The sequence below is a fragment of the Psychrobacter fozii genome (genome assembly GCF_003217155.1).
GTDB classification, from domain to species: Bacteria; Pseudomonadota; Gammaproteobacteria; order Pseudomonadales; family Moraxellaceae; genus Psychrobacter; species Psychrobacter fozii.
This window is the reverse complement of record NZ_QJSU01000010.1, coordinates 137,878-163,886: the sequence shown is the minus strand read 5'-3', so window position 1 is coordinate 163,886 and position 26,009 is coordinate 137,878. Positions and strand designations below refer to the sequence as shown.

Genomic DNA, 26,009 nt, shown 5'->3' with positions numbered 1-26,009 from the left:
GGTGATAACGTTGAGATGGGCGTAGAGCTTATCCACCCAATCGCTATGGACAAAGGTCTTCGCTTCGCTATTCGTGAAGGCGGCCGTACTGTAGGCGCTGGTGTTGTTGCTAACGTTAACGTTTAATACTGACCCTAGTATTTAACGCGTTAGTCAAAAGCCGTTCTCTTTATTGAGAACGGCTTTTTTTATGGGGGTTTATAAGTAAAGAAAAGTTATGGGTTTAGCCATATATAGACATACTCATTACAGAATTGAAATTCTAGATAAAATCGATCGATTGCATACAGAATCAATTTATTTCTATTCTAGACTATTGTAATCTGCAGTATAGCTTGATATATTAACGCAGCTTCTTATCAGGTACTCACATTATCAGCCTAATTAAACGGTCAGTTAATGGAGTAGGTGTGCTGAATAAGAGCAAACTAGGTAAAAGTAACAATTTTACCGCTAAAGGCTTGCATTTTATGCTCAATATTGTATAATGCTGTCCTTTACACCCATAGGCGATTGGCTCAATTGGTAGAGCATCGGTCTCCAAAACCGAGGGTTGTAGGTTCGAGTCCTACATCGCCTGCCATCTTCTTATCACATCTTTGTTGTACCCCACCATCTCCGAAGCGAGTTCTTTATGAGCAATAATCAAGATAACCTCGAGACTAAGTTATCTGATGCCAAGGCGGTTGCTGGTGGAATGCTGTCTAAAGATAAGCACATCTCAGCGGTCAATACTTCTGCTGTTGAAGTTGCTAAGACTGGCTCAATCAAAGATTTGATCTTGTGGCTACTTGCTGCAGCAGTTTTAATTAGCGCGACTCTGGTTAACCAGTATTTACCTGGCTATTGGCAACCTGCCAATGATGTTTGGGTACGTATTAGTATCATTGTCGCTCTTATTGTATTTGCATTAGTATGCTTGGCATTAACGCATCAAGGCCGCGCTTTTAAAATATTATTAAAAGATGCCGCTGTTGAGCTACGCCGAGTAACATGGCCAGGTAAAGACGAAACCTTTCAATACACATGGCAAGTTATTGTCGTGATTGGTATTGCTGGGCTTTTTGTTTGGCTGTTAGATAATTTTTTCAATTGGTTCGTTGGCATATTTATCGGTTAAATGTTTGAAGTTGAGCACACTATCGTGTATTACGATTCGCTCTAACTTAAATATTGTAACTCAACATTTTACTTATAACGATTAGGAGCGTGACATGCGTTGGTATATTGTCCAAGCGTTTTCAGGATATGAAAAGCAAGTACAGCGTTCATTAACTGATCGTATCAATCGTAGTGACTTCGCTGAATCATTCGGTGACGTATTAGTTCCTACTGAAGAAGTCGTCGAAATGAAAGACGGCAAAAAGCGTAAAAGTGAGCGTAAATTCTTTCCAGGATATGTTTTGATCCAAATGGAAATGAATGACAATACTTGGCACATCGTTAAAGAGTGTCCACGTATTATGGGTTTCATCGGCGGTACGCCTGAAACACCAGCGCCGATTACGCAAGTAGAAGCAGATCGTATCTTAAATCGTTTGAATCAGACTGAAACCGATCCACGTCCTAAAACATTGTTTGAGCCGGGCGAAGAGTTATTGGTTATCGACGGTCCATTCACTGACTTTAAAGGTATGGTGGAAAAAGTCGATTACGAAAAGTCTAAACTACATTTGACAGTAAACGTATTTAATCGACCGACTCAGGTTGAGCTTGAGTTTAGTAAAGTTGAGAAGCTAGACTAAACCCACAAAAATTCATCAACCGGGGAGCTATTAGTCAATCGGATATATATATCAGTTTGATTTAGCGTTATTACCCATTTAGGAGAGTATCATGGCTAAGAAGATTGATGGTTACATCAAACTGCAAGTGCCTGCAGGCAAAGCAAATCCTTCACCACCGATTGGTCCAGCATTGGGTCAAAAAGGCGTGAACATCATGGCGTTCTGTAAAGAATTTAACGCTGCGACCTCAAACCAAGAGCCGGGTCTACCGATTCCTACTGAGATCACTGTATATAGCGATAAGTCTTTTACCTTCATCATGAAGTCACCACCAGCTTCATACTTACTACGTAAGGCTGCTGGTGTTGCTAAAGGTTCAGGTACACCTAACACTGCTAAAGTCGGTAAAGTTGACCGTGCACAGTTAGAAGAAATCGTTAAGACCAAAGATAAAGATCTAACTGCAGCTGACCTTGACGCTGCTGTTCGTACCATCGCTGGTACTGCACGTTCAATGGGTATTACCGTGGAGGGTGTGTAAATGAGCAAGCTAACCAAACGTCAAAAAGAAATTCAAAGCCGTGTTGATAACGAAAAGCAATACACTATGGAAGAAGCCGTTCAAATCTTAAATGATTTGCCTGCGCTAAAATTCAAAGAGTCTATTGATATCGCAGTAAACTTGGGCGTTGACCCACGTAAATCTGATCAAGTGGTTCGTGGCGCTACCAACTTACCTGCTGGTACTGGTAAAACCAAACGCGTTGCTGTATTCGCTCAAGGCGCTGCTGCTGAAGCCGCTAAAGAAGCTGGTGCAGATATCGTTGGTTTTGAAGACCTAGCAGAATCAATCAAAGCCGGTAACATGGACTTTGATATCGTTATTGCTGCTCCTGATGCAATGCGTGTTGTTGGTCAATTAGGTACTATCCTAGGTCCACGTGGCCTAATGCCTAACCCGAAAGTCGGTACAGTAACGCCAAACGTTGCTGAAGCTGTGAAAAATGCTAAAGCTGGTCAAGCACAGTATCGTGTAGACAAAGCAGGTATTATTCATACTACTATTGGTCAAGTTGGTTTCACTGCTGAGCAAGTTATTCAAAATGCTGAAGCACTAATCACAGATCTAAAACGTGCTAAGCCTGCTACTTCTAAAGGTACTTTCATTAAGAAAATCACCTTGTCTAGTACTATGGGTCCAGGTATCACTATTGATGCTGTTCCTTATCGCACTGCTAAATAATTAAGTATTCACTCTTCAAATATTATTGAATAATGAGTACAAACAAATTCTAAAAAATTAGGTCAGCGTAGCATATGCTACGCTGTCTAAGACCGTAGGTAGAGAGTGGTTTAGCGTCATAGATAGCAATTTTCGAATGGTTAAATATGATAACAAGCTGCTTTTTTTAATCGGCTACAGATGAAAATCTCAGTTGTCCTACGCAGACGGTGATCCACCCAGTTGTTGATAAGAGCCGATAGTTCAATCTATCACTTGATGTCATTCTGATAACGGTGCCGTAATCAGTCGTTACTAATAAAATCTATTGCTATAGAGTTTAGAAGTAACGTGTCGTATCAAGTCAGTCTAATTTAGTCGTTTAATAATTGAAAACTTCGGTTTTTAAGAATTAAAATACTGAGCAGATTGATAAGATTAAAGGAGTCAACTTATGGCATTAACGCTAGAGCAAAAACAACAAGTTGTGGCTGAAGTGTCTGAAGTTGCTGCTAATGCTTACTCAGCAGTAGCTGCCGAATATCATGGTATTGGTGTTGCAAAGCTTACTAAGCTACGCGAACAAGCCCGTGAAAAAGGCGTTGTTTTGAAAGTGGTAAAAAATACACTAGCAAGACGCGCTTTTGAAGGCACTAAGTTTGAGAGCATGTCAGACCGTATGACTGGTCCACTACTTTTGGCTTTCTCTATGGAAGACTTGGGTTCTGCTGCTAGAGTCGTTTTCGACTTCAGCAAAGAAAACAAAGCTTTAGAGACCAAATTGGTATCAGTTGGTGGTGTTGTTTATGGTCCAGAAGAGCTAGAGCGCGTATCGAAGCTACCAACTCGCGACGAAGCACTCTCTATCTTGATGGCTACTATGAATGCACCAGTGACCAAGCTTGTCCAGACTATGAACGCAGTTCCTGGCAAGTTCGTTCGCACTGTCGCAGCAATCAAAGACGCAAAAGAAGCTGCTTAATTGCTTGTTTTAACGTAACTTTGACATCGTTGATTGCACTATATTGCCAACACTATTTGAAAATTTGGCAAGCAATCCAAGCGATATTAAAATCAATTAATTTTTATCAGATAACGGAGAGTTCTCATGGCACTATCTAAAGATGATGTGTTAAACGCAATCGCTGAAATGTCAGTAATGGATATCGTTGAATTAATCAGCGCTATGGAAGAAAAATTCGGCGTAACAGCTGCTGTTGCTGCTGCACCTGCTGCTGCTGGCCCTGCTGCTGCTGCTGCTGAAGAAAAAGACGAGTTTGACGTAGTTCTTGCCAGCTTTGGCGAGAAGAAAGTTGGCGTAATTAAAGCCGTACGTGAAGCTACTGGTCTTGGCCTGAAAGAAGCGAAAGATTTGGTTGAAAGCGCTCCAGCTCCAATCAAAGAAGGCGTTAACAAAGCTGAAGCTGAAGAGTTGAAAAAGAAACTTGAAGAAGCTGGCGCAACTGTTGAACTAAAATAAGTTTAACAGCTGTACGAAAAAAAGCTGGTAATGCCTTGCATTGCCAGCTTTTTTTTACTATAATTCGTAGCTTGACCTTTTGTGTCTGCCAACATACGTATGCAACAACACGGTGGATACCCATCAAAAGGACAGACGATATACATGCAAGCACACATGCCAGTTATTAAAATCAGTTAATATGAGCTAAACGTCCGTAGATGTTTGGCATTTTTTTGTGTCTGCATGCTTTCCTATTAACACTATAGTTTATACTGATTCTGAAAGTTATAGTTACCCCGATTATTGTTATTTCTGAAAAGCTATTGATCTTAGGTTATCCATATAGAATGATTTTACTGTCAGTATGTAGGCTCGTAGACGGTATATATCAGCGACGATAACAGTTTTGATGATGAATTTTAAACCGCAGTACAAGATATTTTAAATGTATTTGTAAATTGAGCCATAAGGGCAATGTATTGTAGATTATATGATATTGAAATTGTCAGTTTGAGTAGGCATATAGACTGACCTAGATACCAATTCCAAGATTGAATGAAGTGTGCTAAATAAGTATTGATTAGTAAAGTAGTAGTTGACCAAAAGACATGAACTGAACACGAACACCCGTTTTATATTATCGTTTACGTCGCCAAGATACATAATATCTATGCATCATGGCCTCGATTTTAATTTGTTTCCACGTTTACTGTAAGGACTCTCGATGGCATATTCTTATACTGAAAAAAAGCGTATTCGCAAAAGTTTTGCTGAATTGCCCACTGTGATGGACATTCCCTACTTATTGTCTATTCAAGTAGATTCTTACGAGCAATTTTTGCAAGAGCACAAAAAGCCAAAAGCTCGTGAGAATACTGGTTTGCAAGCTGCGTATTCCTCTATTTTCCCAATTGAGAGTCACTCTGGTAATGCTGAGTTACAATTTGTTGAGTACTATTTAGGCACGCCTGAATTTGATGAGCGTGAGTGTATCTTACGTGGTTCAACATTTGCTGCGCCGATGCGTGTCAAAATTCGTTTGATCATCAAAGACAAAGATAGCAAAGATAAAGACAGCAAAGCTGCGATCAAAGATATCCGTGAGCAAAGCGTCTATATGGGCGAAATGCCATTAATGACTGCTAACGGTACCTTTATTATCAATGGTACAGAGCGTGTTATCGTATCACAGCTACATCGCTCACCTGGTGTATTCTTTGACCATGATAAAGGTAAGTCGCATTCAAGTGGTAAAGTGCTTTACAACGCACGTATCATTCCTTACCGTGGTTCATGGTTAGATTTTGAATTTGATGCAAAAGATTTAGTATTTGCTCGTATTGACCGTCGTCGTAAGCTACTTGCTTCAATCATTCTACGTGCACTAGGTCTGACCACTTCTGAAATCTTAGATCTTTTCTTTGATAAAGTAGCTGTGTATAAAGGCGAAGAGACGTTTGAGATTGATCTGGTTGCTGATCGCTTGCGCGGTGAGATGGCTCAGTTTGATATCGTGTCGCCTGAAGGTGACGTCATCGTAGAGCAGGGCAAACGTATCAATGCACGTCGTATCCGTCAGCTAGAAGAAGCTGGTATGACGAAAATTGCTGTGCCTGATGAATATTTATATGAGCGTATCTTAGCTGAAGATATCGTGGTTAATGATGAAGTTATCGCTCGTGCTAACACCTTAATTGATCATGAATTATTGGTTAAATTGAGTGCATTTGAAGCCAGCGAATCTATCAAAGAATTCAGCATTCTGTTCACTAACGATATCGATCAGGGTAGTTATATTGCTGACACGCTACGTGCTGATAGCACATCAAGCCGTGAAGAAGCATTGATCGAAATCTATAAAGTGATGCGTCCAGGTGAGCCACCAACGGTCGAAACTGCTGAAAAACTGTTCGAAAGCATGTTCTTCAATGCAGATCGTTATGACTTGTCAAACGTCGGCCGCATGAAGTTTAACCGTCGTCTAGGGTTAGATTTTGATAATACAGATGATCCAGATATTCAGCGCGCACGTAGTGTCCTGACCAATGCTGACATCGTGAATGTATTAAAAGAATTGATTGAGATTCGTAACGGTCGCGGTGAAGTCGATGATATCGATCACTTAGGTAACCGTCGTATTCGTTCTGTAGGCGAAATGGCAGAAAACCAGTTCCGTGTTGGTCTAGTACGTGTTGAGCGTGCGGTCAAAGAGCGTTTGAGCTCAGCGGAATCTGATAACTTGTCACCACAAGATTTGATTAACTCAAAGCCTGTTGCGGCTGCGGTTAAAGAATTCTTTGGTTCAAGCCAGTTGTCACAATTTATGGATCAGAACAACCCGTTGTCTGAAGTTACCCATAAACGCCGTGTATCAGCACTAGGACCTGGTGGTCTGACTCGTGAACGTGCAGGCTTTGAAGTACGTGACGTACATGATACCCATTATGGCCGTGTATGCCCGATTGAGACTCCTGAAGGTCCAAACATTGGTCTTATCAACTCATTGGCAACTTTTGCTAAAACCAACAGCTTTGGCTTCTTAGAAACGCCATATCGCCGTGTGGTTGACGGTAAAGTAACGGATATCATTGAATATCTATCAGCCATTGAAGAAGTCGGTACGGTCATTGCACAGGCTGATTCACCATTGACTGAAGATGGTGCACTAAGTGACGAGATGGTCAGTGTCCGTAGCTATGGTGAATTCGTCCGTATGCCGCCAGAAAAAGTGACGCATATGGATGTGTCGCCAAGTCAGGTAGTATCGGTAGCAGCAGGTTTGATTCCGTTCCTAGAGCATGATGATGCTAACCGTGCCTTGATGGGCTCGAACATGCAGCGTCAGGCTGTTCCTACGCTACGTGCTGACAAGCCGTTAGTAGGTACTGGTATGGAGCGCTATGTTGCTCGTGATTCTGGTGTTTGTGTGATCGCTAAGCGTGGCGGTGTGATTGAAGATGTTGATGCATCACGTATCGTTGTTCGTGTAAACGAAGACGAGATGACTGCTGGTGAAGCGGGTATCGATATTTATAACTTAGTTAAATACACGCGCTCTAACCAAAACACTTGTATCAACCAACGTATCATCGTTAACCAAGGTGACGAGATTGCTTTGGGTGATATCTTGGCTGATGGTCCGTCAACGGATCTTGGTGAGCTAGCACTAGGTCAGAACATTCGCATCGCATTTATGCCGTGGAATGGTTACAACTTCGAAGATTCAATCTTGCTATCTGAGAAAGTGGTTAAAGAAGATCGTTTCACCACTATTCATATTCAAGAATTGACGTGTGTGGCGCGTGATACCAAGCTAGGTACAGAAGAGATTACTGCTGATATTCCAAACGTTGGTGAAGCAGCACTATCAAGTCTTGACGAAGCAGGTATCGTCTATATCGGTGCTGAAGTTGACGCTGGTGATATCCTAGTTGGTAAAGTGACGCCAAAAGGTGAAACGCAACTAACGCCAGAAGAGAAATTGCTCCGGGCTATCTTTGGTGAAAAAGCAGCTGATGTAAAAGACACGTCTTTACGTGTTCCAACATCAAGCAAAGGTACGGTTATCGACGTACAAGTCTTTACTCGTGATGGTGTCGAGAAAGATGCACGTGCAAAAGCGATTGAAAAATCACAGCTTGATAGCTATCGTAAAGATTTAAAAGAAGAGCTACGTATCTTCGAAGAAGCAGCACGTGGTCGTATTGGTAATCTATTAGATGGCCAAAAAGTCAGTGGTGGTTCTGGTCTAAAAGCCGGTACGGTTATGGCCTTGGCTGATATGAAAGATATGAGCCTTGAGACCTTGCTTGATATTCAGCCAGTTGAAGAAGAAATCTCTGAGCGTCTAACGCAAATCGCTGAGTACTTAGTTGATAAGCAAAAAGACATCGATGTTAAATTTGCTGAGAAAAAACGCAAATTGACCGCTGGTGATGATTTACAACATGGTGTCCAAAAAATCGTTAAAGTTTATCTAGCGGTTAAGCGTCGTATTCAGCCTGGTGATAAAATGGCTGGTCGTCATGGTAACAAAGGTGTCGTATCACGCATCATGCCAGTCGAAGACATGCCTTATGATGAACATGGTAATACCGTTGACATCGTATTGAACCCGCTTGGTGTACCATCTCGTATGAACATCGGTCAGGTTCTAGAGACGCATTTGGGTATGGCAGCCAAAGGTTTGGGCGAGAAAATCGATGGTATGCTCAAATCTCAAGCAGCGATCAAAGAGCTACGTGGTTTCTTGGACAAAATTTATAACCAAGTAGGCGGCGAGCAAGTTGATCTTGATAGTTTGAGTGACGATGACATCATGGCGCTATCAGACAACTTACGCGGCGGTGTACCAATGGGTACCGCAGTGTTTGATGGTGCAAGAGAGAGCCAAGTCAAAGACTTGCTAGAGCTTGCTGGTATGGACCGTGATGGTCAGCAGACATTGTATGATGGTCGTACTGGTCAGAAGTTTGACCGTAAAGTGACCGTTGGTTATATGTACATGCTCAAACTTAACCATTTGGTTGATGACAAAATGCATGCACGTTCTACCGGTTCTTACTCACTAGTGACGCAGCAGCCATTGGGCGGTAAAGCTCAGTTTGGTGGTCAGCGCTTCGGTGAGATGGAAGTCTGGGCACTAGAAGCTTATGGCGCGACTTACACGTTGCAGGAAATGCTGACTGTGAAGTCGGATGACGTTGAAGGCCGTACACGTATGTATAAAAACATCGTTGATGGTGAGCAGTATATGGATCCAGGTATGCCTGAATCGTTCAACGTACTGACCAAAGAAATCAAATCATTGGGTATTAATATTGAGTTAAAGCAAACCCATTAAGCACGGCTGGCTGAGGCTACCTTTAACATAGCTTCAGTTAATTATTATCCTTAGTGGTCAATCTAAAAGCAGTACGCGCATAGCTGCTGCTTTTAGTGATTTGTCTCAACCCTATTCATTGCCTTCATTCATCTTATTTGCGTCAACTATACGCTATCAGATGATTATAAAGATAACGGAGAAGCAACTTGAAAGATTTACTCGATATCATGCAAAGCCCTACCGGCAACGGTAACCAAGAGTTTGATAGCATTCAAATTACTTTAGCCTCACCTGACGTCATCAAGTCATGGTCACATGGCGAAGTGAAAAAGCCTGAAACTATTAACTATCGCACGTTCAAGCCTGAACGTGATGGTCTTTTCTGTGCCAAAATCTTTGGCCCAGTAAAAGATTTTGAATGTTTATGTGGTAAATATAAGCGCCGTAAGTTCCAAGGCGTTATCTGTGAAAAATGTGGCGTAGAAGTGACCACTGCTAAAGTTCGTCGTGACCGTATGGGTCACATCGATTTGGCTAGCCCAGTTGCGCATATTTGGTTCTTAAAATCATTACCAAGCCGCATCGGTCTATTGTTAGACATGACGCTACGTGATATCGAACGCGTTCTATATTTTGAAAGCTACATCGTGACTGAGCCTGGTCTAACCAGCTTAGAAAGATATCAGTTGCTTGATGATGAAGATTACTTTAAAGCCCTTGAAGAGTTTGGTGATGAGTTCACTGCTAAAATGGGTGCTGAAGCGGTTCAAGACCTATTAAAAGATATCGATTTAGATATCGAAATTGATGAGCTACGTGAAGCGATTCCGCAAACAGGTTCTGAGACTAAGCTTAAAAAGATGTCTAAGCGTCTTAAGCTATTAGAAGCATTCCGTGATTCTAATAATAAGCCTGAGTGGATGGTAATGAATATCTTGCCAGTACTACCACCAGATTTGCGTCCACTAGTACCACTAGAGGGTGGCCGTTTTGCGACTTCGGATCTAAACGATTTGTATCGCCGTGTCATCAACCGTAACAACCGTCTAAAGCGTCTGCTTGAGCTTAGTGCACCTGATATCATCGTACGTAACGAAAAACGTATGTTGCAAGAGTCAGTTGATGCATTGTTAGATAACGGTCGTCGCGGTCGTGCAATCACTGGTAGTAACAAGCGTCCATTGAAATCTTTGGCTGATATGATCAAAGGTAAGCAAGGTCGTTTCCGTCAAAACTTACTTGGTAAGCGTGTCGATTACTCTGGTCGTTCGGTTATCGTTGTAGGTCCAACATTACGTCTACATCAGTGTGGTCTACCGAAGAAAATGGCACTTGAGCTATTCAAGCCATTTACTTATAACAAGCTATTGTCTCATGGTTTGGCAACAACGATTAAAGCTGCCAAAAAGATGGTAGAGCGTGAAGAGCCACAAGTGTGGGATATGCTGGCCATGGTTATCCGTGAGCATCCAGTACTTCTTAACCGTGCACCAACGCTTCACCGTTTGGGTCTACAGGCATTTGAGCCAGTACTAATCGAAGGTAAAGCAATTCAATTGCATCCGCTCGTTTGTACCGCATTCAACGCCGATTTCGATGGTGACCAAATGGCCGTTCACGTGCCATTGACACTAGAAGCACAGTTAGAATCACGTGCGCTAATGATGTCTACCAACAACATCTTGTCACCTGCGAACGGTGATCCAATCATCGTGCCATCACAGGATGTTGTATTGGGCTTGTATTACATCAGTCGCTCGTCTATCAATGCTAAAGGCGAGAGCATGGTTTTTGCTACCGTTAATGAAGCATTGCGTGCGATTGGTTCAAACGATCTACATGTAAACGCTAAAATCAAAGTGCGTGTCACTGAGACGCATATTGATGAAGAGGGTAACCAAACAAAAGAAATCAGTATCAAAGATACGGTTGCTGGTCGTTTACTTATCTGGAACATCATGCCTAAAGGTATGACGTTTGATGAATGTAACCAAGAAATGACGAAGAAAAACATCTCTCGTCTGATTAACTCTTGCTACCGTAAAGTAGGCGTCAAAGAAAGTGTCATGTTTGCTGACCAATTAATGTATCTTGGTTTTGCTCAAGCGACATTGTCTGGCGTGTCTATTGGTATCGATGACATGGTCATCCCACCATTGAAAAAGCAAATCATCGAAGTGGCAGAAGGCGAAGTTCGCGAAATCGAAGATCAATTCGAGCAAGGCTTTGTGACTGCTGGTGAGCGTTATAACAAAGTAGTTGATATCTGGTCACGTACCAATGACAAAGTCGCTAAGGCGATGATGGATAACTTGGCAACAGATAAGATCTTGAATGCCAAAGGTGAAGAAGAAGAGCAGAAGTCATTCAACTCTATCTTTATCATGTCAGATTCTGGTGCTCGTGGTAGTGCGGCACAGATTCGTCAGTTAGCAGGTATGCGTGGTTTGATGGCTAAGCCAGATGGCTCAATCATCGAAACCCCAATTAAAGCTAACTTCCGTGAAGGTTTGACCGTACTGCAGTATTTCATCTCAACTCACGGTGCACGTAAAGGTCTAGCGGATACGGCACTAAAAACGGCTAACTCAGGTTACTTGACTCGTCGTTTGGTCGATGTCGCACAAGATTTAGTTATCACCACTGATGACTGTGGTACTGAGCAAGGCTTGCTCATGAAACCACATATTCAGGGTGGCGAAATCATTGAGAAGTTGGGTGAGCTAGTACTTGGTCGTGTCACTGCACGTGATGTGAATTATAACGATGATGCTGATAAAGTATTGATTCCAGCAGGTACGTTGATCGATGAGCATTGGGTCAATGTGCTTGACGAAAACGCTATCGATGATATCTGGGTACGCTCAGTTATTACCTGTAATGTTGAGCACGGTGTTTGTTCACAGTGTTATGGTCGTGATTTGGCTCGTGGTCATAAAGTGAACATTGGCGAGTCAGTTGGTGTTATGGCTGCACAGTCTATCGGTGAGCCTGGTACTCAGTTAACCATGCGTACTTTCCACGTAGGTGGGGCTGCAAGCTCTGCATCTGTGGACAATAGCATCTCTGTACGTAATGCTGGTCAAGCGCATTTCGAAAACATGAAAACGGTTCAACATACTGATGGCCATTTGGTTATCGTATCGCGTTCAGCTGAAATTGCATTGACCGATGATCTTGGCCGTGAGCGTGAACGTTATAAAGTACCTTACGGTTCTAGCGTTCTTGTGAAACACGAAGACCAGGTTGAAGGCGGTCAGACCATCGCTAAATGGGATCCGCACACGCATCCAATTATCACAGAATTTGCTGGTACAGCACGCTTCAGTGACATCACTGATGGTATGACTGCAACAGTGAAAGTTGATGATGCGACTGGTATGAGCTCATTTGAGATTCTAGCTACTCGTGACCGTTCAAGCTCAGCAAAAGACTTACGTCCTGCTATTATCTTGAATACTGATGAAGGTAAAGAAGTAGTTTACTTCCTACCTGCTGAAACTATCATTCGCGTTAGCGATGGTGAAAAAGTAGCAGCTGGTTCGATCCTAGGTCGTGTACCACAGGCATCATCAGGTACTAAAGATATTACCGGTGGTCTACCACGTGTTGCCGATCTATTCGAAGCACGTCGTCCAAAAGATCATGCGATCATGGCAGAAATGACAGGTGTCGTAAGCTTTGGTAAAGAGACTAAAGGTAAGAATCGCTTTATCATCACCAATGAAGATGGTGAGATTCATGAAGAGCTAATCCCGAAATGGCGTCAAATCAACGTCTTTGAAAACGAGACAGTAGCACGTGGTGAAGTTATCGCTGATGGTCCACAAAACCCACACGATATCTTGCGTCTGAAAGGACAAACTGCACTTGCTGATTATATCGTTAACGAAGTACAGGACGTTTATCGTCTGCAGGGCGTAAAAATCAATGATAAGCACATCGAAGTTATTATTCGTCAGATGTTGCGTAAAGTTGAAATCACTGACGGCGGCGATTCAAACCACTTCAAAGGCGATCAAGCAGAGTATGCTGATATCAAAGCATTGAATGAAAAACTGGAAGCGGAAGATAAATTCCCAGTACAGTTTGAGCGTCAATTACTGGGTATCACTAAAGCAAGTCTGGCAACAGAAAGCTTTATCTCAGCTGCGTCATTCCAGGAAACGACACGTGTACTAACTGCGGCTGCCGTTACTGGTAAAGTGGATGAGTTACGTGGCCTGAAAGAAAACGTCGTTGTTGGTCGCTTGATTCCTGCAGGTACTGGTCTTGCTTATCATAAAGCACGTAAAGAGAAAGCGGATCAAAAGCTACAAGATAAAGATCTTAATGCAGCGTTTGACATGACTGCTAGCACTGATAGTAAAGACTTTGCTAGCTTTGATGAAGCCTTTGCACAAGAGCTGAACCAAGATAACTAATAGTATTAGACATTTTTGATTCATTCTTAGCTTAATAAAAAAGCCAGCCTAAGTTGCTGGCTTTTTTACGTTTATAGATAAGCAAAGCAATGAGAATAATTGGCCTAATGCTATATCTAGTAAGCTAATAAGTCTTAATATAGCGCCGCTATTTTTTAGCTGATATACTTTCTAGCAAGGTTGTTCCAGTTAGTAGTACACTTAAAACAGCAGGACACTCAAAAAGTTATATCATAAGTTATGGATGTGCTAACTGGTCATATTTATGATTAATATAAGGATAAGTAGAAAATGGCAGGTAAAACCCGCGTTGCCAAGTATCAAGCTGATCGAACCAATCAAAAACTTTATTTTTGCCGTCTCTCTTGCCAATCAGCAGGAAGTACCAACGATAAGCAGTTGTATCAAGCACATTGTGAGACTGCTATTTTTCATCTATACGGGGCTTTTCTTGCATTTACTCAAGAGCTTGGTTATTTCTATAATTTGAATATGCCAGCACCAACATTGTCAGATATTGAACAAGCCTTGAGTGAAAGTACGCAAGTATCTCCTGAGATTCAGCGTCTCCAGCAGTTACAGCAGCAAGGATTTTTGGCCAATATAGAGCGTGCTTATCAGCGCTGTCTTTATGCGGTACCACCAGATACAGTCGTTGATGAACAATTAAGCAACGACACTAAGCAGTCGTCGGATCTTATTGTTAATGTGGTTACTTTATCGAACCAATGGTTACCAGATGAATCGACAATACGTGAATGGCGTCAGCAGTTTTTAGAGCTGATTGAACAGCTTCGTGCTGGAATGGTTGAGTTTTAGAAAATCTACCAGTAGAGTGGTGTAAGTTTGGTGTTGATAGAAAAGCTGACTGATAAGCTTCGTGAAGTAGGAGATCATTGCTATAATTTCCAGATATAAAAAAGCCTGTTTAGAATTGTCTAAACAGGCTTTTTATATTCAACATCAGTTAGTATTTTAGATAGTTTACTCTGGCATCGGTGGAAGCGTTTCAACTGGTGTCACCGAGAGAGGATTTTGCGGTACGACATCATTATTACGGCGACTTTCGGTTCTTGAGGTCTGTGAGTTATTTGATTCTGCAGCAGGTTCAGATGACAATTGCGTCCGCTGTTGTGTTTGCGTAGAAACTGGTTTCTCAGATGTATTGTCGTCAGCCTTACTGGTTCTTGCCGTTTTTTTCTTTTGTCTGGTAGATGTAAAACCTTTATCATTAGGCACCCACTGACGAGGCGTATCCTTAAGCTGGGCTCTCATAAAGTCCATCCAAACAGGTAATGCTGCTACACCACCGTATTCGTGACGACCCATAGTTGTTGGTTGATCAAAGCCCATCCATACAACCGTTGCATTGGTAGGGTGGAAGCCTGCAAACCAAGCATCTTTAGCATCGTTAGTAGTACCTGTTTTTCCACCAATATCATCGCGTCCTAGTGCTTTTGCACGTACTGCTGTACCACGCTGAACAACGTCACGCAAAATATCTGCCATATCAAAAGCAACTCTTGGTTTCAATATTCGAGGAGCTTGTTTGGCCAATGCATACTGAACCGCAGGTGCTTTTAAACGATCCGCTTGTGGGCTAGCATCATAGACACTTAAGTCGATGGCTTTATCATTTTGTTCAGTATCTTCTACATCTTGTTCTGCAACAATTACTTCGCTGTTGGCCGCTTTGCTCTCGTCTTCAATCGACTGATTATAATTTTCGATTGACTCTTTATTACGCTTTTCGAGATCTTTATTGAAGCATTTGGCACATGCTTGTTGTGGGTTCGCCTGAAATAATAGGTTATTACTATAATTATAGATTTGTTCGATAAAATAGGGTTGTACACGATGGCCACCATTAGCAAAAGTTGCATAGGCAGTTGCCATCTGTAAGGGTGTTGCTTGCCCTGCACCCAGTGCTAACGATAAAGTGGTTGGGAGTTTCTCTTTATCAAGGCCGAACTGATCTAATAGACTGCGGGTATCTGCGATACCAATGGCTTGTAATAGACGAATAGATACTAAGTTACGAGACAAATAAAGGCCACGGCGTAGAGTGATATCACCTAGGAAGCGTTGATCAGAGTTTTTAGGTTTCCATTCACCGACTTGAATAGGACTATCTGAAACAATAGTATCAGGACGATAGCCTTTTTCTAGAGCCGCTGTATAGACCAGTGGTTTAATCGTTGAGCCTGGTTGACGCCAACCTTGTAAAGCTCGGTTAAACTTGCTGTGATTAAAATCGAAGCCACCCACTAAGGCATTAACGGCACCAGTCGCTGGATTCAATGAAACGAGACTACTTTGTATTTTAGGTACTTGTGCCAGCTGCCAATTGCCATTACTAGTTGGGATTAAGCGAATAATATCATTCTTACTTACTATTTGGCTGGCATTGCTAGGAGCATAGCCAATACGATTAGCAGAGATGTATTTACTTGCCCAGCGCATGCCTGACCAATTAATGGTTACATTCTCACCTGAAGGCATGACGGCATCAAAACTACGAGAGTTTACCTTGGTTACTTTGGCGGGGGACATATTGCTATAGCGACGGAAGTTTTCCAAAGGCTCATCATTCGCTTCAGCACCTCGCCACCCATGACGATGATCGTAAGCAACGAGACCTTTGAGGACTGCCGCTTCCGCATCTGTTTGTGCTTTACTATCAACCGTAAGACGCACACGCCAACCACTTTGCATGACTTGTTTGCCGTAGCGTTGAACTAAAGTAGAGCGCGTCATTTCTGCCAAATAGGGCATATTGACGTCCAGCTTCTCTTTATAAAGGTTAATACCAATAGGAGAGGCAATCGCTTCATCACGCTGTACTTTAGTAATATAACCTAACTCATGCATGCGCCCGATAATCCAGTTACGGCGAGTTAATGCACGTTCAGGATTGGCCACAGGGTTGTATTTAGAAGGTGCTTTTGGCAGACCAGCTAACATTGCCGTCTCAGCAATAGTGAGATTTTCTAGTGATTTACTATAATATTTTTTAGCAGCGGCACGGACACCGTAGGCACCTTCACCTAAATAGATTTTGTTGACATAAAGTGTCAGAATGTCATTCTTACTTAGCTCATCTTCAATCTTACGCGCTAAGAATAATTCAGTTAACTTACGATTTAAAGTACGCTCTGAACTTAAAAAGTAGTTTTTGGCGACTTGCATTGTGATGGTAGAGCCACCTGTTTGACTATTATCGTCGGTAACTGCTTCAGTCACAGCACGGCCTAAACCTTTGATGCTAATACCACTATGTTGAAAAAAAGAGGCATCTTCTGCTGCTAGAAAGGCATGAGTAAGGTCTTCAGGAATATCTTCAAAAGTAATCGGTAGTGATAAGCGATTGCCATACTGACCAATTAGTTTGTCATCACTACTATATATTTGCAGTGGCATTTCTAACTTCGCCGTCTTAATCTCTTGAGTGCTAGGCAACGTTGGCGATAAATACATCGCCATACCGTAAAAACCGATAGGCACAGCAAGGGCTAAGATAACTGCTAATGCTAAACAGGCGACAAAAAGCCCTACCAAAAAATGAATGAGTCGGGCGGTAGCATTTTTTTTGATCATAAGAAGACTTATCAATTAAAATTTGCAACAGATAATGTATTATACCTTGAACAAAATAGGCAGGTCATAATAAATGTGTAAGTTAGACTGAATAACTTATTTAAATGCTTGAATCTATCTATTAAGTAAAGTATTGTATTCAATTATTACAAATAACTATCAGATTGTACACTTAATATAAGGTATAGAGTTTGTGAGGCTATTTACTTCCAAAAGTCAACATTTGATTGGTGTGGATATCTGTGCCACTTCAGTGAAGTTGGTTGACATACAGCGCCAACAAGGCATGTTTCATCTAAAATCTTATGGCATTGAGAGACTGCCGGAAGGTGTAGTCGTCGATAAACTTCTCTTAGATACGGAAGCGGTTGGTAATACGATTACCAGCTTAGCTAAACGTTGTCATGTTACTGGTGCTGACGCTGCTACAGCAGTCTCAGGGTCAGCTGTGATTACCAAAATCATTGACATGGATACCACGTTAAACGATGTAGAGCGTGAAGCTCAAATACGTTTAGATGCTGATCAATACGTGCCTTATCCGTTAGAAGACGTTAACTTGGACTTTGAAGTTTTAGGTCCTTCTTTGGCAAGTGATGAGATGGTGCAAGTGCTACTTGCCGCATCTCGCTCGGAAAATGTTGACCAACGAGTTGACGCATTAACCTTTGGTGGCTTGAAAACTAAGGTTATGGATATCGAGTCTCACGCCATTGAACGTGCTTTTGGGCTTATGGTAGATAACTTACCAAGTAACCCAGAACTGGTTGCATTGGTTGACATTGGGCATAATCAAACGACTCTATATGTCGCTAAAAATGGCGAATTCATATATAGTCGTGAGCAGTTGTTTGGTGGTGTTCAGTTGACAGAAGCGATACAAAATCGTTATGGACTATCTGCTGAAGAGGCCGCGATTAGTAAGCGTGAGCGTACATTACCTGACGATTACTACCTCGATGTGCTGACGCCTTTTATGGAAAATACCATTCAGCAAATCACTCGCTCATTACAGTTTTATTTCTCCTCAAGTCAATATAGTAGTATTGATCATGTAGTGTTAGCTGGTGGCAGCAGCTCTATCGCTGGTCTTGCAGGTATGGCACAACAAAAACTGGGTGTGACGGTTAGTATTGCTAATCCTTTTGCCAATATGACTATTGCGCCAAATATTGATAATGAGCAATTAACAATTGATGCACCAAGCTTAATGGCCGCGTGCGGTCTTGCGTTAAGGAGCTTCGACTAATGGCTCGTATTAACCTCTTACCCTGGCGACAAGAAGAACGCGAACGTCGCAACAAAGAATTTATAACGTTGGTAGTTGCGGTGATTTTGCTTAGCCTGTTGGCTGCATTTGCTTCATGGAGCTACTTTAACAATGCACTTGCTGAGCAGCGTGATGCGAATGCCTTGATAGAACAAGAAAACGTTCTTTTGGATACGGCATTGGTTGAAATTGATAGCTTAGAACAGCGCCGTGAAGATATCATCTCACGTATGCAGGTTATTCAGGACTTACAAGGACGACGTCCTGTACCTGTACGTCTATGGGACGATCTTGCTAAAGCTATGCCGCCTGCGCTTTATTTAAACAATCTAAAACGTGAAGGCGACACACTTACTTTAACAGGTCGTGCTGATAACCCTTATGTTGTGTCAAGATTGATTCTAAATCTTGATAATAGTAAGTGGATGGGTGATTCTGCAGTGAGCAACATTCAACAGAATATTAGCGCTTATGAATCTGCACCAGTACTTAACAATACCGTCACTAGTGGTGAGAGCTCTCGTCCTGTTTATCCTGAAGACAGCTATGTTCAGTTTGTGGTAACGACTAAAGTTCAGTCGGAGACCGCCGTACCTGATGATGCCAGTACTGGGCCTGGAGGTGAGTTATGAAACTTAGCCGTAAAAAAAGCCTAATCAAAACCAAAAAAACTGCCTCGAAATCAAAGAAACAGTTTGATTTACAGGAGTTTCGTCGCAGTTTTGAATCGTTAGATTCAGACAACTACGGCAGCTGGCCGCTACCCGTAAAAGTCACGGTAATTGGTCTTATCATTACGCTTATAGCAGCATTGTCATGGTCGCTACCGATTAGTAGTAAAATTGATGAAATAACTGCTGCTGAAAGCCAACAAAATACGTTGCTTGAGAGCTACCGTGAAAAAGAATCACGTGCGCGTCATTTAGAAGCGTATAAAGCACAAGTTGTTCAAATGGAAACAGAATTCAATACTTTATTGGACCAGTTACCAAAAGATACTCGTGTGTCAGAGTTGGTAGAGGGTATCAATATGACGGGTGTTGGCAGCAATATACGCTTCCAAGATATTTCTGTAGAACCTGAAATTGAGAATGAATTCTTTATTGAGCAGCCTATTCGTATTGCAGCTTTAGGTGAGTTTCATCAGTTTGGTAGCTTTATCAGTGGTCTTGCAGCGCTACCACGAATCATTACGATGCACGATTTCGAAGTTAGCAACCCACAGCCAACATTAGATGTCTTACCAGAACTTAATTTGGTACTGAACACAAAGACGTATCGCTCGAAAGAAACTGATCCTGAAGCGGTCGCTACTACTGATAATGCAGGAGGCAACTAATGACTATTCAAAAACTGCCTATGCTACTGGCTTTAAGTGTTGCTGTTTTATCAATGACAGGATGTGCTGATCGTATTGGTATGGCAGAGCAGGCAATGACGGACATCCGTAATAAGCCTGCAAAGCCCATCGATCCACCGCCCAAAGCTGAGCTCGTAGAAGACTTTGTCTATAGCGCCAGTGCACAGCGTAGCCCATTTTTGCCACCTAGTCTGGTCAATACACAAGGTCCTAGCACTTCTATCGATGGTGTTCGTCCTGACATTACCAGAGTAAAAGAGCCACTTGAGCAATATGAATTGTCACAACTGGTCTTTCGCGGCGTCGTTGTTTCACCTGAAGGTCAGCGATATGCGTTAATACAACGTCCTGATGGTTCAGTCGCGAGCGTTAAAGTAGGTGATTATCTTGGAGTAAATGACGGCCGTATTGTTGAAATCACGCCGACTCAGATTAACTTGATTGAAATTGTGCCAGACAGCCGCGCAGGGTTTGTTGAAAAACCCCAGTCGCTGGTTTCCCCTATAAGCTAAGTCGGCAGATTTTTGAGGAATAAATAATGACAGTACGCAATAACAAGGTAATGATGATGAGCAACCGCGTAACTTCTGCTTTTGCCATTTCAGCATTGGCAATCAGCATGGTAGCAGTGAGTAACAGTGCCAATGCTGCACAGCGCATTAATAACGTCTCTGTGGTACAAACTGCTCCAGCAGTAACGCAAATACGTTTAGGATTTGCAGGCGTGCCAGTATTACCTGCAGCCTATCAGCTTGATGATCCTAGCCGCTTGGTACTAGATTTTGAACAAGTGCAAAATGGACTTGCAAGCCGCTTTAGCGAATATAATATCGGTATGGTAAATGATGTTACTACCTTAAGTAGTGACAGTACCACGCGCCTTATTGTTGGTCTAAAACAGACAGGCACTTATACGACGACGATTGACGGTAATGATTTAGTATTGACCATTACTGATCCTAGCCGTTCAGTGAGGACTAATGACCCTGTCCAAGATGTACTTAATAATACAATCACAACGACACCGATTGTAGAGACGAGTAGCGCATATACCGCTGTTGATACAACCAATAAGACTGTGGCTAAAAATCAAGTACCAGCCGATACAATGGTTGTCAGAGTCAATCCATTGCTAAGTCCACAACTTGCTGCGTCGCAAGTAAGCAAGCAATATAGCTATGATGGTTTGAGTGCGGTTAATTTTGCAGCAGGAAAAGATGGTGGTGGTAACGTCAGTATCGCCCTGACTAATGAGGCCATTCCAGTTGACGTACAACGCCAAGGTAATAAATTGGTAGTAAACCTAACTGGTAGTACAGTGCCTAGAAACTTATTACGCCGTCTAAATATTAATAGCGGTCTTGTTAATAGCATTGATACCAAGAATCAAGGTCAAAATGGTGTCATTACTATCAATATGACTGAAGATTATGAGTATCAAGCCTATCAGTCGGGCAATCAACTAAATATTAGCATCAATAAGCCTGCGCTGTTACGTGAGCCGACGCTTGAAGAGCGAGTATATAGTGGTGAGCCTTTGTCTATGGAATTCCAAGACGTTGAAATTCGCAGTGTCTTAGATATCCTAGCTCAGTTTACTGAAATGAACATTGTGGCTAATGATTCAGTCTCTGGCAATATCACTTTGCGTCTTATCAACGTACCGTGGGATCAAGCGCTTGATATCATCTTAAAAAGTAAGAATCTAGGTAAGCGTGAAAATGGCAATGTCATTTTGGTAGCGCCTGCTACTGAACTGGCTGAGCAAGAAGCGAAAGAGCTTGAAGCACAGCAAGCGGTTGACTCATATTCGCCACTGCGCACTGAATACATTCGTTTAAGCTATGCCAAAGCGCAAGATGTTTTGACGCTGATTTCTCAAGGTAGTGGCTCATCGGGTGGTAGCAATAATGGCAACTCTAGTGATAGTAATAGTCTATTGTCTAACCGTGGTACAGTAACGGTAGATAACCGTACCAATACTTTAATTATCAAAGATGTGGCTGATAGTATTGAAAATATTCATAAACTGATTGCAAAGATTGATGTTCCAGTTCGTCAAGTCATGATTGAAGCGCGTATTGTCAGTGCTTCGGATAGTTTCAGTAAAGAAATTGGGGTAAGTTGGGGTATCTTATCTGATGGTGTTGCCAGTAACAGCAGTTTATTGGTTGGTGGTAGCGATCAGACATTATGGGATCTTAAAGACTTTGATACAGATAGTGATACTGGTGGGGTAACATACGATATCACTCGCCCTGACAACTTGAATGTTGATCTTGGGGTTTCTAATCCCGCTGGTAGTATTGCGTTTGGTTTGCTTGGTTTGTCAGGTTATACACTAGATCTTGAGTTATCAGCCATGCAAGCGGATAATCGTGGTGAGGTGATCTCTACGCCTAAGATTTTGACCGCAGATAAGCAAACGGCCAAAATCTCTTCTGGTACGCAAATTGCCTATCAAGAAGCATCGGCAAGTGGCGCGACCACAACTAGCTTTATAGAAGCAGCACTTAGTTTAGAGGCGACACCGAACATCACACCTGATGGCAAAATCAGTCTAAACTTAAACATCAAAAATGGCGCGCCAACGGTTTATAATGGTGCTGTGGCCATTTCTGAAGATTCTATCACGACCAATATCATCGTAGAAGATGGTCAAACAGTGGTACTTGGTGGTGTCTTCAAAAACCGTATCGCTGACGGTGTGGAAAAAGTGCCATTCTTAGGTGATCTGCCTTATGTGGGTCGTTTATTCCGCAAAGATACCCGTAGTAACGAAAAAGAAGAGTTATTGATTTTCATCACCACTAAACTGATTAATGATGGTGTTAGTCGTTTAGATTAATGATGATATTAGGTATGTAAAGCAAAATTCATACTTTGTGATTTCACAAAAGAAAAAAGCAAGCCTAAGAGCTTGCTTTTTTCTTGCCTTATTTTTACTATTAGCCAAGTTTTACTGGTAATAATAAAGCCTCATTACTAGCCAGAATATCGATGACGTTGTATGATAGCTAATTTAACTGAGTAAGTATTATGGTTGAGGAATTGCCATCGGTGTTTTTAGTAGGACCGATGGGAGCAGGTAAGACGACTATCGGTAAATTGCTTGCTAAGCAGTTAGGTCGCACCTTTGTAGATAGTGATTGGTATGTTGAATCGCAAACAGGCGCTGATATTGCTTGGATATTTGCTAAAGAAGGTGAGGCAGGCTTTCGTGAGCGTGAGACACGAGCCATCGATGAGCTGACCCAAAAAAACCAAATCGTATTAGCGACTGGTGGCGGTGCCGTTATGTGTGCTGAAAATAGAGCGTTTTTACAGCAACGCGGTATTGTGGTTTATTTAAATGCGCCCGTTGATGTGCAGATGGCTCGTACTGCTAAAGATAAATCACGCCCATTACTACAGCAGCCTAATCCTAGAAAAATACTGCAAGACTTATATAGCAAACGCGATCCACTATATCGTCAAGTCGCCCATATTATTATGCCAACCGGACATACTTATCCCCGTCATATGGTCAATCAGCTCTTACAGCAATTAGCGTCGTTTAATAACTCTGCGACGATAACGCCAGAACATAACGAAAATGAATCATAAGTAATAAGACACCAATAGCACCTCAATTATTATTACTCACATTTAGCGACTTTCATCTCATTAACAATGCTTAAGGAGTGTTGGCAATGCCACTGTTTCATGATGGTTTGACCGTTCATACGCAAAGTCATGACTATCCAATTGTCATTACTGAAAACACTGCGATAGATAATAACAGCATGGCAAAACAGGTAGCGCCATATATTAGTGGTCGCCAAGTACTGATTGTCACCAATGAGACGGTGGCGCCTTTGTATCTAAGTGCGTTAGAAGAAGCGTTGACAGAGCAGTTTACGGTTAGAGTCTGTGTACTGCCAGATGGTGAGCAATATAAAAATCAAGCCAGTATCAACCAAATTTATGATGCATTGATGGCGGATCACTTCAATCGAGATGTCACGCTTATTGCGTTGGGTGGCGGCGTCATTGGTGACATGACAGGTTTTGCTGCAGCAAGCTTTATGCGTGGGGTGAATTTCATCCAGATTCCAACGACGCTTTTGTCGCAAGTGGATTCAAGTGTGGGTGGCAAGACGGGTATCAATCATCCTCAGGGTAAGAATATGATTGGCGCTTTTTGGCAGCCCCAAATGGTGCTTGCTGACATGAGTACGCTCAAAACTTTGCCTGCTCGTGAGCTATCAGCAGGGTTGGCTGAGGTCATCAAATATGCGCTCATTATGGATGAGGCATTTTTAACCTGGCTTGAGGAAAACTTACCTGCAATGATGGCATTAGATTTGGCTGTACTTGGCGAGGCGGTCAAGCGTTGTTGTCAGTATAAAGCGGACGTGGTTGCACAAGATGAGAGAGAGTCCGGTGTGCGTGCGTTGTTGAACTTTGGTCATACTTTTGGTCATGTGATTGAAACGCATCAAGGATATGGTAATTGGTTGCATGGTGAGGCTGTTGCTGCGGGTATGTTACAAGCTGCCGAGCTGTCACAAAAAATTGGCTGGTTAACGGTCGAGGAAGTCGCTCGTATTAAACGTATTCTAACATTGGCAAATTTACCCACTACCGCACCACCTATTGATACACAGACTGCTTTAAATCTAATGGGGCATGATAAAAAAGTGAAACAAGGACAAATTCGCCTTATTTTGTTAAAATCACTGGGTAAGGCTGTATTGACCGATGATTTTGATGCCCAGCTTTTGACAGAAGTATTGTCACAACAGAGCGTATAATGTATCAAAAAATCAGAGTTCATAAGTGCATGCTAAAATTAAGCGCTTATAAGAGCTGATTCACAGTAATGCTAATGACCTGTGCATCTATTTAATGCAGTCAATTTTATTTTTACCAAGGATATTCCCATGGCAGCATCAAGACCGACGCCGCATAGCGCTAGCCAATCTTATCGACGTCAAGCATTGATCTGGCTGGTAGTGACTTTGCTGTTAGGCGTACTAACGGCTCTGATTTGGATGTTTAGTCAAACGCCAGCGATGGGTGCCAAAATTGAAAATGCTCCAATATCCGCACCGGAAACGCTGAGTACTGAGCTTGAGCAACCTTTAAAAATTGAATCGTTGCATGAGCTAGATACGGATGTACAGCCACTCAGTTTTGATGCAGCGATTCAAGACTTGCGTAATTATCCCGATGAATTCAAAGACAAGGGGTATTTGCTGGCCAATAAAGGTAAATGGACTGTGCAGGTGATGAATGTCGCTGAAAATGATGTGATTATTAATTATCTAGAAGGTCGCAAAGACCGTAGTAAATTCGCTTATTTCCGTTATCTCGATGATGAAAAGCAAATGCGTTATATGCTAACTTATGGACTGATGAGCAGCCCACAGGAAGCGGTTGGAGCAGCCAAGCTTATCGACTTTAGATTGCCTGCTGATGTGCGTGTGTTACCAGAAGAAATCAATCGATATGTTGGTATTATCGATAACTACACGCGTGCTGATCCAATGAAAGATTTGAGCACCAAACGTACTCGCTCTATTGACTTAAAACCGACTAAGCGTGAAGTACCAGTACGTCAGAAAAAACCAGTTGCTGAGACCGCAGAAAGCAACACAAATGGCAATGAAAGCATTCGTCAGTCAGCGGATACCTCTGACACCTTGTCTGTTAATGAGCAGCGTACTGTGGTGAACGAAGAGCAATCATCGTCTGTTACGACGACGAAAGATGATGGTGCTACTAGCAAAGCTGAGCAGGATAACAAAAAGCCTGCATCAGGTGCTGACACTACTCCTCCAAAACCTCCAGTAGTGCCAACACCGAAACCACCAACTGCTACGCCAAAGTCACCAGTAGTACCAGCAGCTAAGACGCCGAGTACGGCTAATAGCGCAAATTCTAGTAACACAACTGCTAATGCCAACACTCCTAAAAATGGTAATGACAGCATAAAAGCACTGATAGAAGCCAAAAGTAATTAATATTTCATTATCATTATAATTTAAAAACCCACTAACGAATAATTAGTGGGTTTTTTATGGCGCGCCATATAGCATTTTATTAACATCAAAAAGAAGGGCTTTGATGGGATAAGC

At 42.2% G+C, this 26,009-nt stretch carries 19 protein-coding genes and 1 tRNA gene; 19 read left to right on the top strand and 1 reads right to left on the bottom strand.

Going from position 1 to position 26,009, the window contains the following annotated elements:
- The 11 genes from DFP82_RS12875 to DFP82_RS12825 form a co-directional block, all read left to right on the top strand.
- Window positions 1-126, top strand: a 126-nt coding sequence (locus DFP82_RS12875; RefSeq protein WP_484277974.1) for an EF-Tu C-terminal domain-related protein, incomplete at its 5' end; no start/stop codon positions are given.
- Between the two features lie 381 nt (window positions 127-507).
- Window positions 508-583 (top strand) — tRNA-Trp (locus DFP82_RS12870).
- A 51-nt stretch (window positions 584-634) separates the two neighbouring features.
- The gene (gene secE / locus DFP82_RS12865) at window positions 635-1,120 is read left to right on the top strand and encodes a preprotein translocase subunit SecE (RefSeq protein ID WP_110924117.1); all 486 of its coding nucleotides are present in this window, start codon (window positions 635-637) and stop codon (window positions 1,118-1,120) included.
- 94 nt (window positions 1,121-1,214) lie between these two features.
- Entirely contained in the window at window positions 1,215-1,745 is a 531-nt protein-coding gene (nusG, locus tag DFP82_RS12860; RefSeq protein WP_110924116.1) for a transcription termination/antitermination protein NusG, read from the top strand.
- Between the two features lie 91 nt (window positions 1,746-1,836).
- Complete coding sequence (rplK, locus tag DFP82_RS12855) at window positions 1,837-2,268, top strand: 50S ribosomal protein L11 (RefSeq protein WP_110924115.1); 432 nt, start codon at window positions 1,837-1,839, stop codon at window positions 2,266-2,268.
- Window positions 2,269-2,970 carry a 50S ribosomal protein L1 gene (gene rplA, locus DFP82_RS12850; RefSeq protein WP_110924114.1) on the top strand — a complete coding sequence of 234 codons (702 nt, stop codon included), beginning with the start codon at window positions 2,269-2,271 and terminating at the stop codon, window positions 2,968-2,970.
- 433 nt (window positions 2,971-3,403) lie between these two features.
- On the top strand, window positions 3,404-3,931 hold the full coding sequence (gene rplJ, locus DFP82_RS12845) for a 50S ribosomal protein L10 (protein ID WP_110924113.1): 528 nt from the start codon (window positions 3,404-3,406) through the stop codon (window positions 3,929-3,931).
- A 126-nt stretch (window positions 3,932-4,057) separates the two neighbouring features.
- On the top strand, window positions 4,058-4,429 hold the full coding sequence (gene rplL / locus DFP82_RS12840) for a 50S ribosomal protein L7/L12 (protein WP_011514491.1): 372 nt from the start codon (window positions 4,058-4,060) through the stop codon (window positions 4,427-4,429).
- 706 nt (window positions 4,430-5,135) lie between these two features.
- A complete protein-coding gene (rpoB, locus tag DFP82_RS12835; RefSeq protein WP_110924112.1) occupies window positions 5,136-9,254 on the top strand; it encodes a DNA-directed RNA polymerase subunit beta in 4,119 nt (1,372 codons plus the stop codon).
- 188 nt (window positions 9,255-9,442) lie between these two features.
- Entirely contained in the window at window positions 9,443-13,660 is a 4,218-nt protein-coding gene (gene rpoC / locus DFP82_RS12830; protein WP_110924111.1) for a DNA-directed RNA polymerase subunit beta', read from the top strand.
- 291 nt (window positions 13,661-13,951) lie between these two features.
- Window positions 13,952-14,479 (top strand): DUF6586 family protein, encoded by a 528-nt coding sequence (locus DFP82_RS12825; RefSeq protein WP_110924110.1) that lies wholly within the window; start codon window positions 13,952-13,954, stop codon window positions 14,477-14,479.
- Window positions 14,480-14,644: 165 nt separating this feature from the next.
- On the opposite strand, the gene DFP82_RS12820 is transcribed toward DFP82_RS12825, so the two are convergent.
- A complete protein-coding gene (locus DFP82_RS12820) occupies window positions 14,645-17,257 on the bottom strand; it encodes a penicillin-binding protein 1A (RefSeq protein WP_110924109.1) in 2,613 nt (870 codons plus the stop codon).
- Window positions 17,258-17,450: 193 nt separating this feature from the next.
- Between DFP82_RS12820 and DFP82_RS12815 the strand changes: the two genes are divergently transcribed.
- From DFP82_RS12815 to DFP82_RS12780, 8 genes are all read left to right on the top strand, one after another.
- Entirely contained in the window at window positions 17,451-18,506 is a 1,056-nt protein-coding gene (locus tag DFP82_RS12815) for a pilus assembly protein PilM (protein ID WP_110924108.1), read from the top strand.
- On the top strand, window positions 18,506-19,159 hold the full coding sequence (locus DFP82_RS12810; RefSeq protein ID WP_110924107.1) for a PilN domain-containing protein: 654 nt from the start codon (window positions 18,506-18,508) through the stop codon (window positions 19,157-19,159). The genes DFP82_RS12815 and DFP82_RS12810 overlap by 1 nt, the downstream gene beginning before the upstream one ends.
- On the top strand, window positions 19,156-19,866 hold the full coding sequence (locus DFP82_RS12805; protein WP_110924106.1) for a type IV pilus inner membrane component PilO: 711 nt from the start codon (window positions 19,156-19,158) through the stop codon (window positions 19,864-19,866). Before DFP82_RS12810 ends, DFP82_RS12805 begins: the two co-directional genes overlap by 4 nt.
- A complete protein-coding gene (locus DFP82_RS12800; protein ID WP_110924105.1) occupies window positions 19,866-20,399 on the top strand; it encodes a pilus assembly protein PilP in 534 nt (177 codons plus the stop codon). Before DFP82_RS12805 ends, DFP82_RS12800 begins: the two co-directional genes overlap by 1 nt.
- A 26-nt stretch (window positions 20,400-20,425) precedes the next feature.
- Window positions 20,426-22,735, top strand: coding sequence for a type IV pilus secretin PilQ (locus DFP82_RS12795; RefSeq protein WP_110924104.1), 2,310 nt, complete (start codon window positions 20,426-20,428; stop codon window positions 22,733-22,735).
- 191 nt (window positions 22,736-22,926) lie between these two features.
- A complete protein-coding gene (aroK, locus tag DFP82_RS12790; protein WP_110924103.1) occupies window positions 22,927-23,493 on the top strand; it encodes a shikimate kinase AroK in 567 nt (188 codons plus the stop codon).
- A gap of 86 nt (window positions 23,494-23,579) precedes the next feature.
- Window positions 23,580-24,683 (top strand): 3-dehydroquinate synthase, encoded by a 1,104-nt coding sequence (gene aroB / locus DFP82_RS12785; RefSeq protein ID WP_220034747.1) that lies wholly within the window; start codon window positions 23,580-23,582, stop codon window positions 24,681-24,683.
- Window positions 24,684-24,812: 129 nt separating this feature from the next.
- Window positions 24,813-25,895 carry a hypothetical protein gene (locus DFP82_RS12780; protein WP_110924101.1) on the top strand — a complete coding sequence of 361 codons (1,083 nt, stop codon included), beginning with the start codon at window positions 24,813-24,815 and terminating at the stop codon, window positions 25,893-25,895.
- Window positions 25,896-26,009 lie beyond the last annotated feature (114 nt).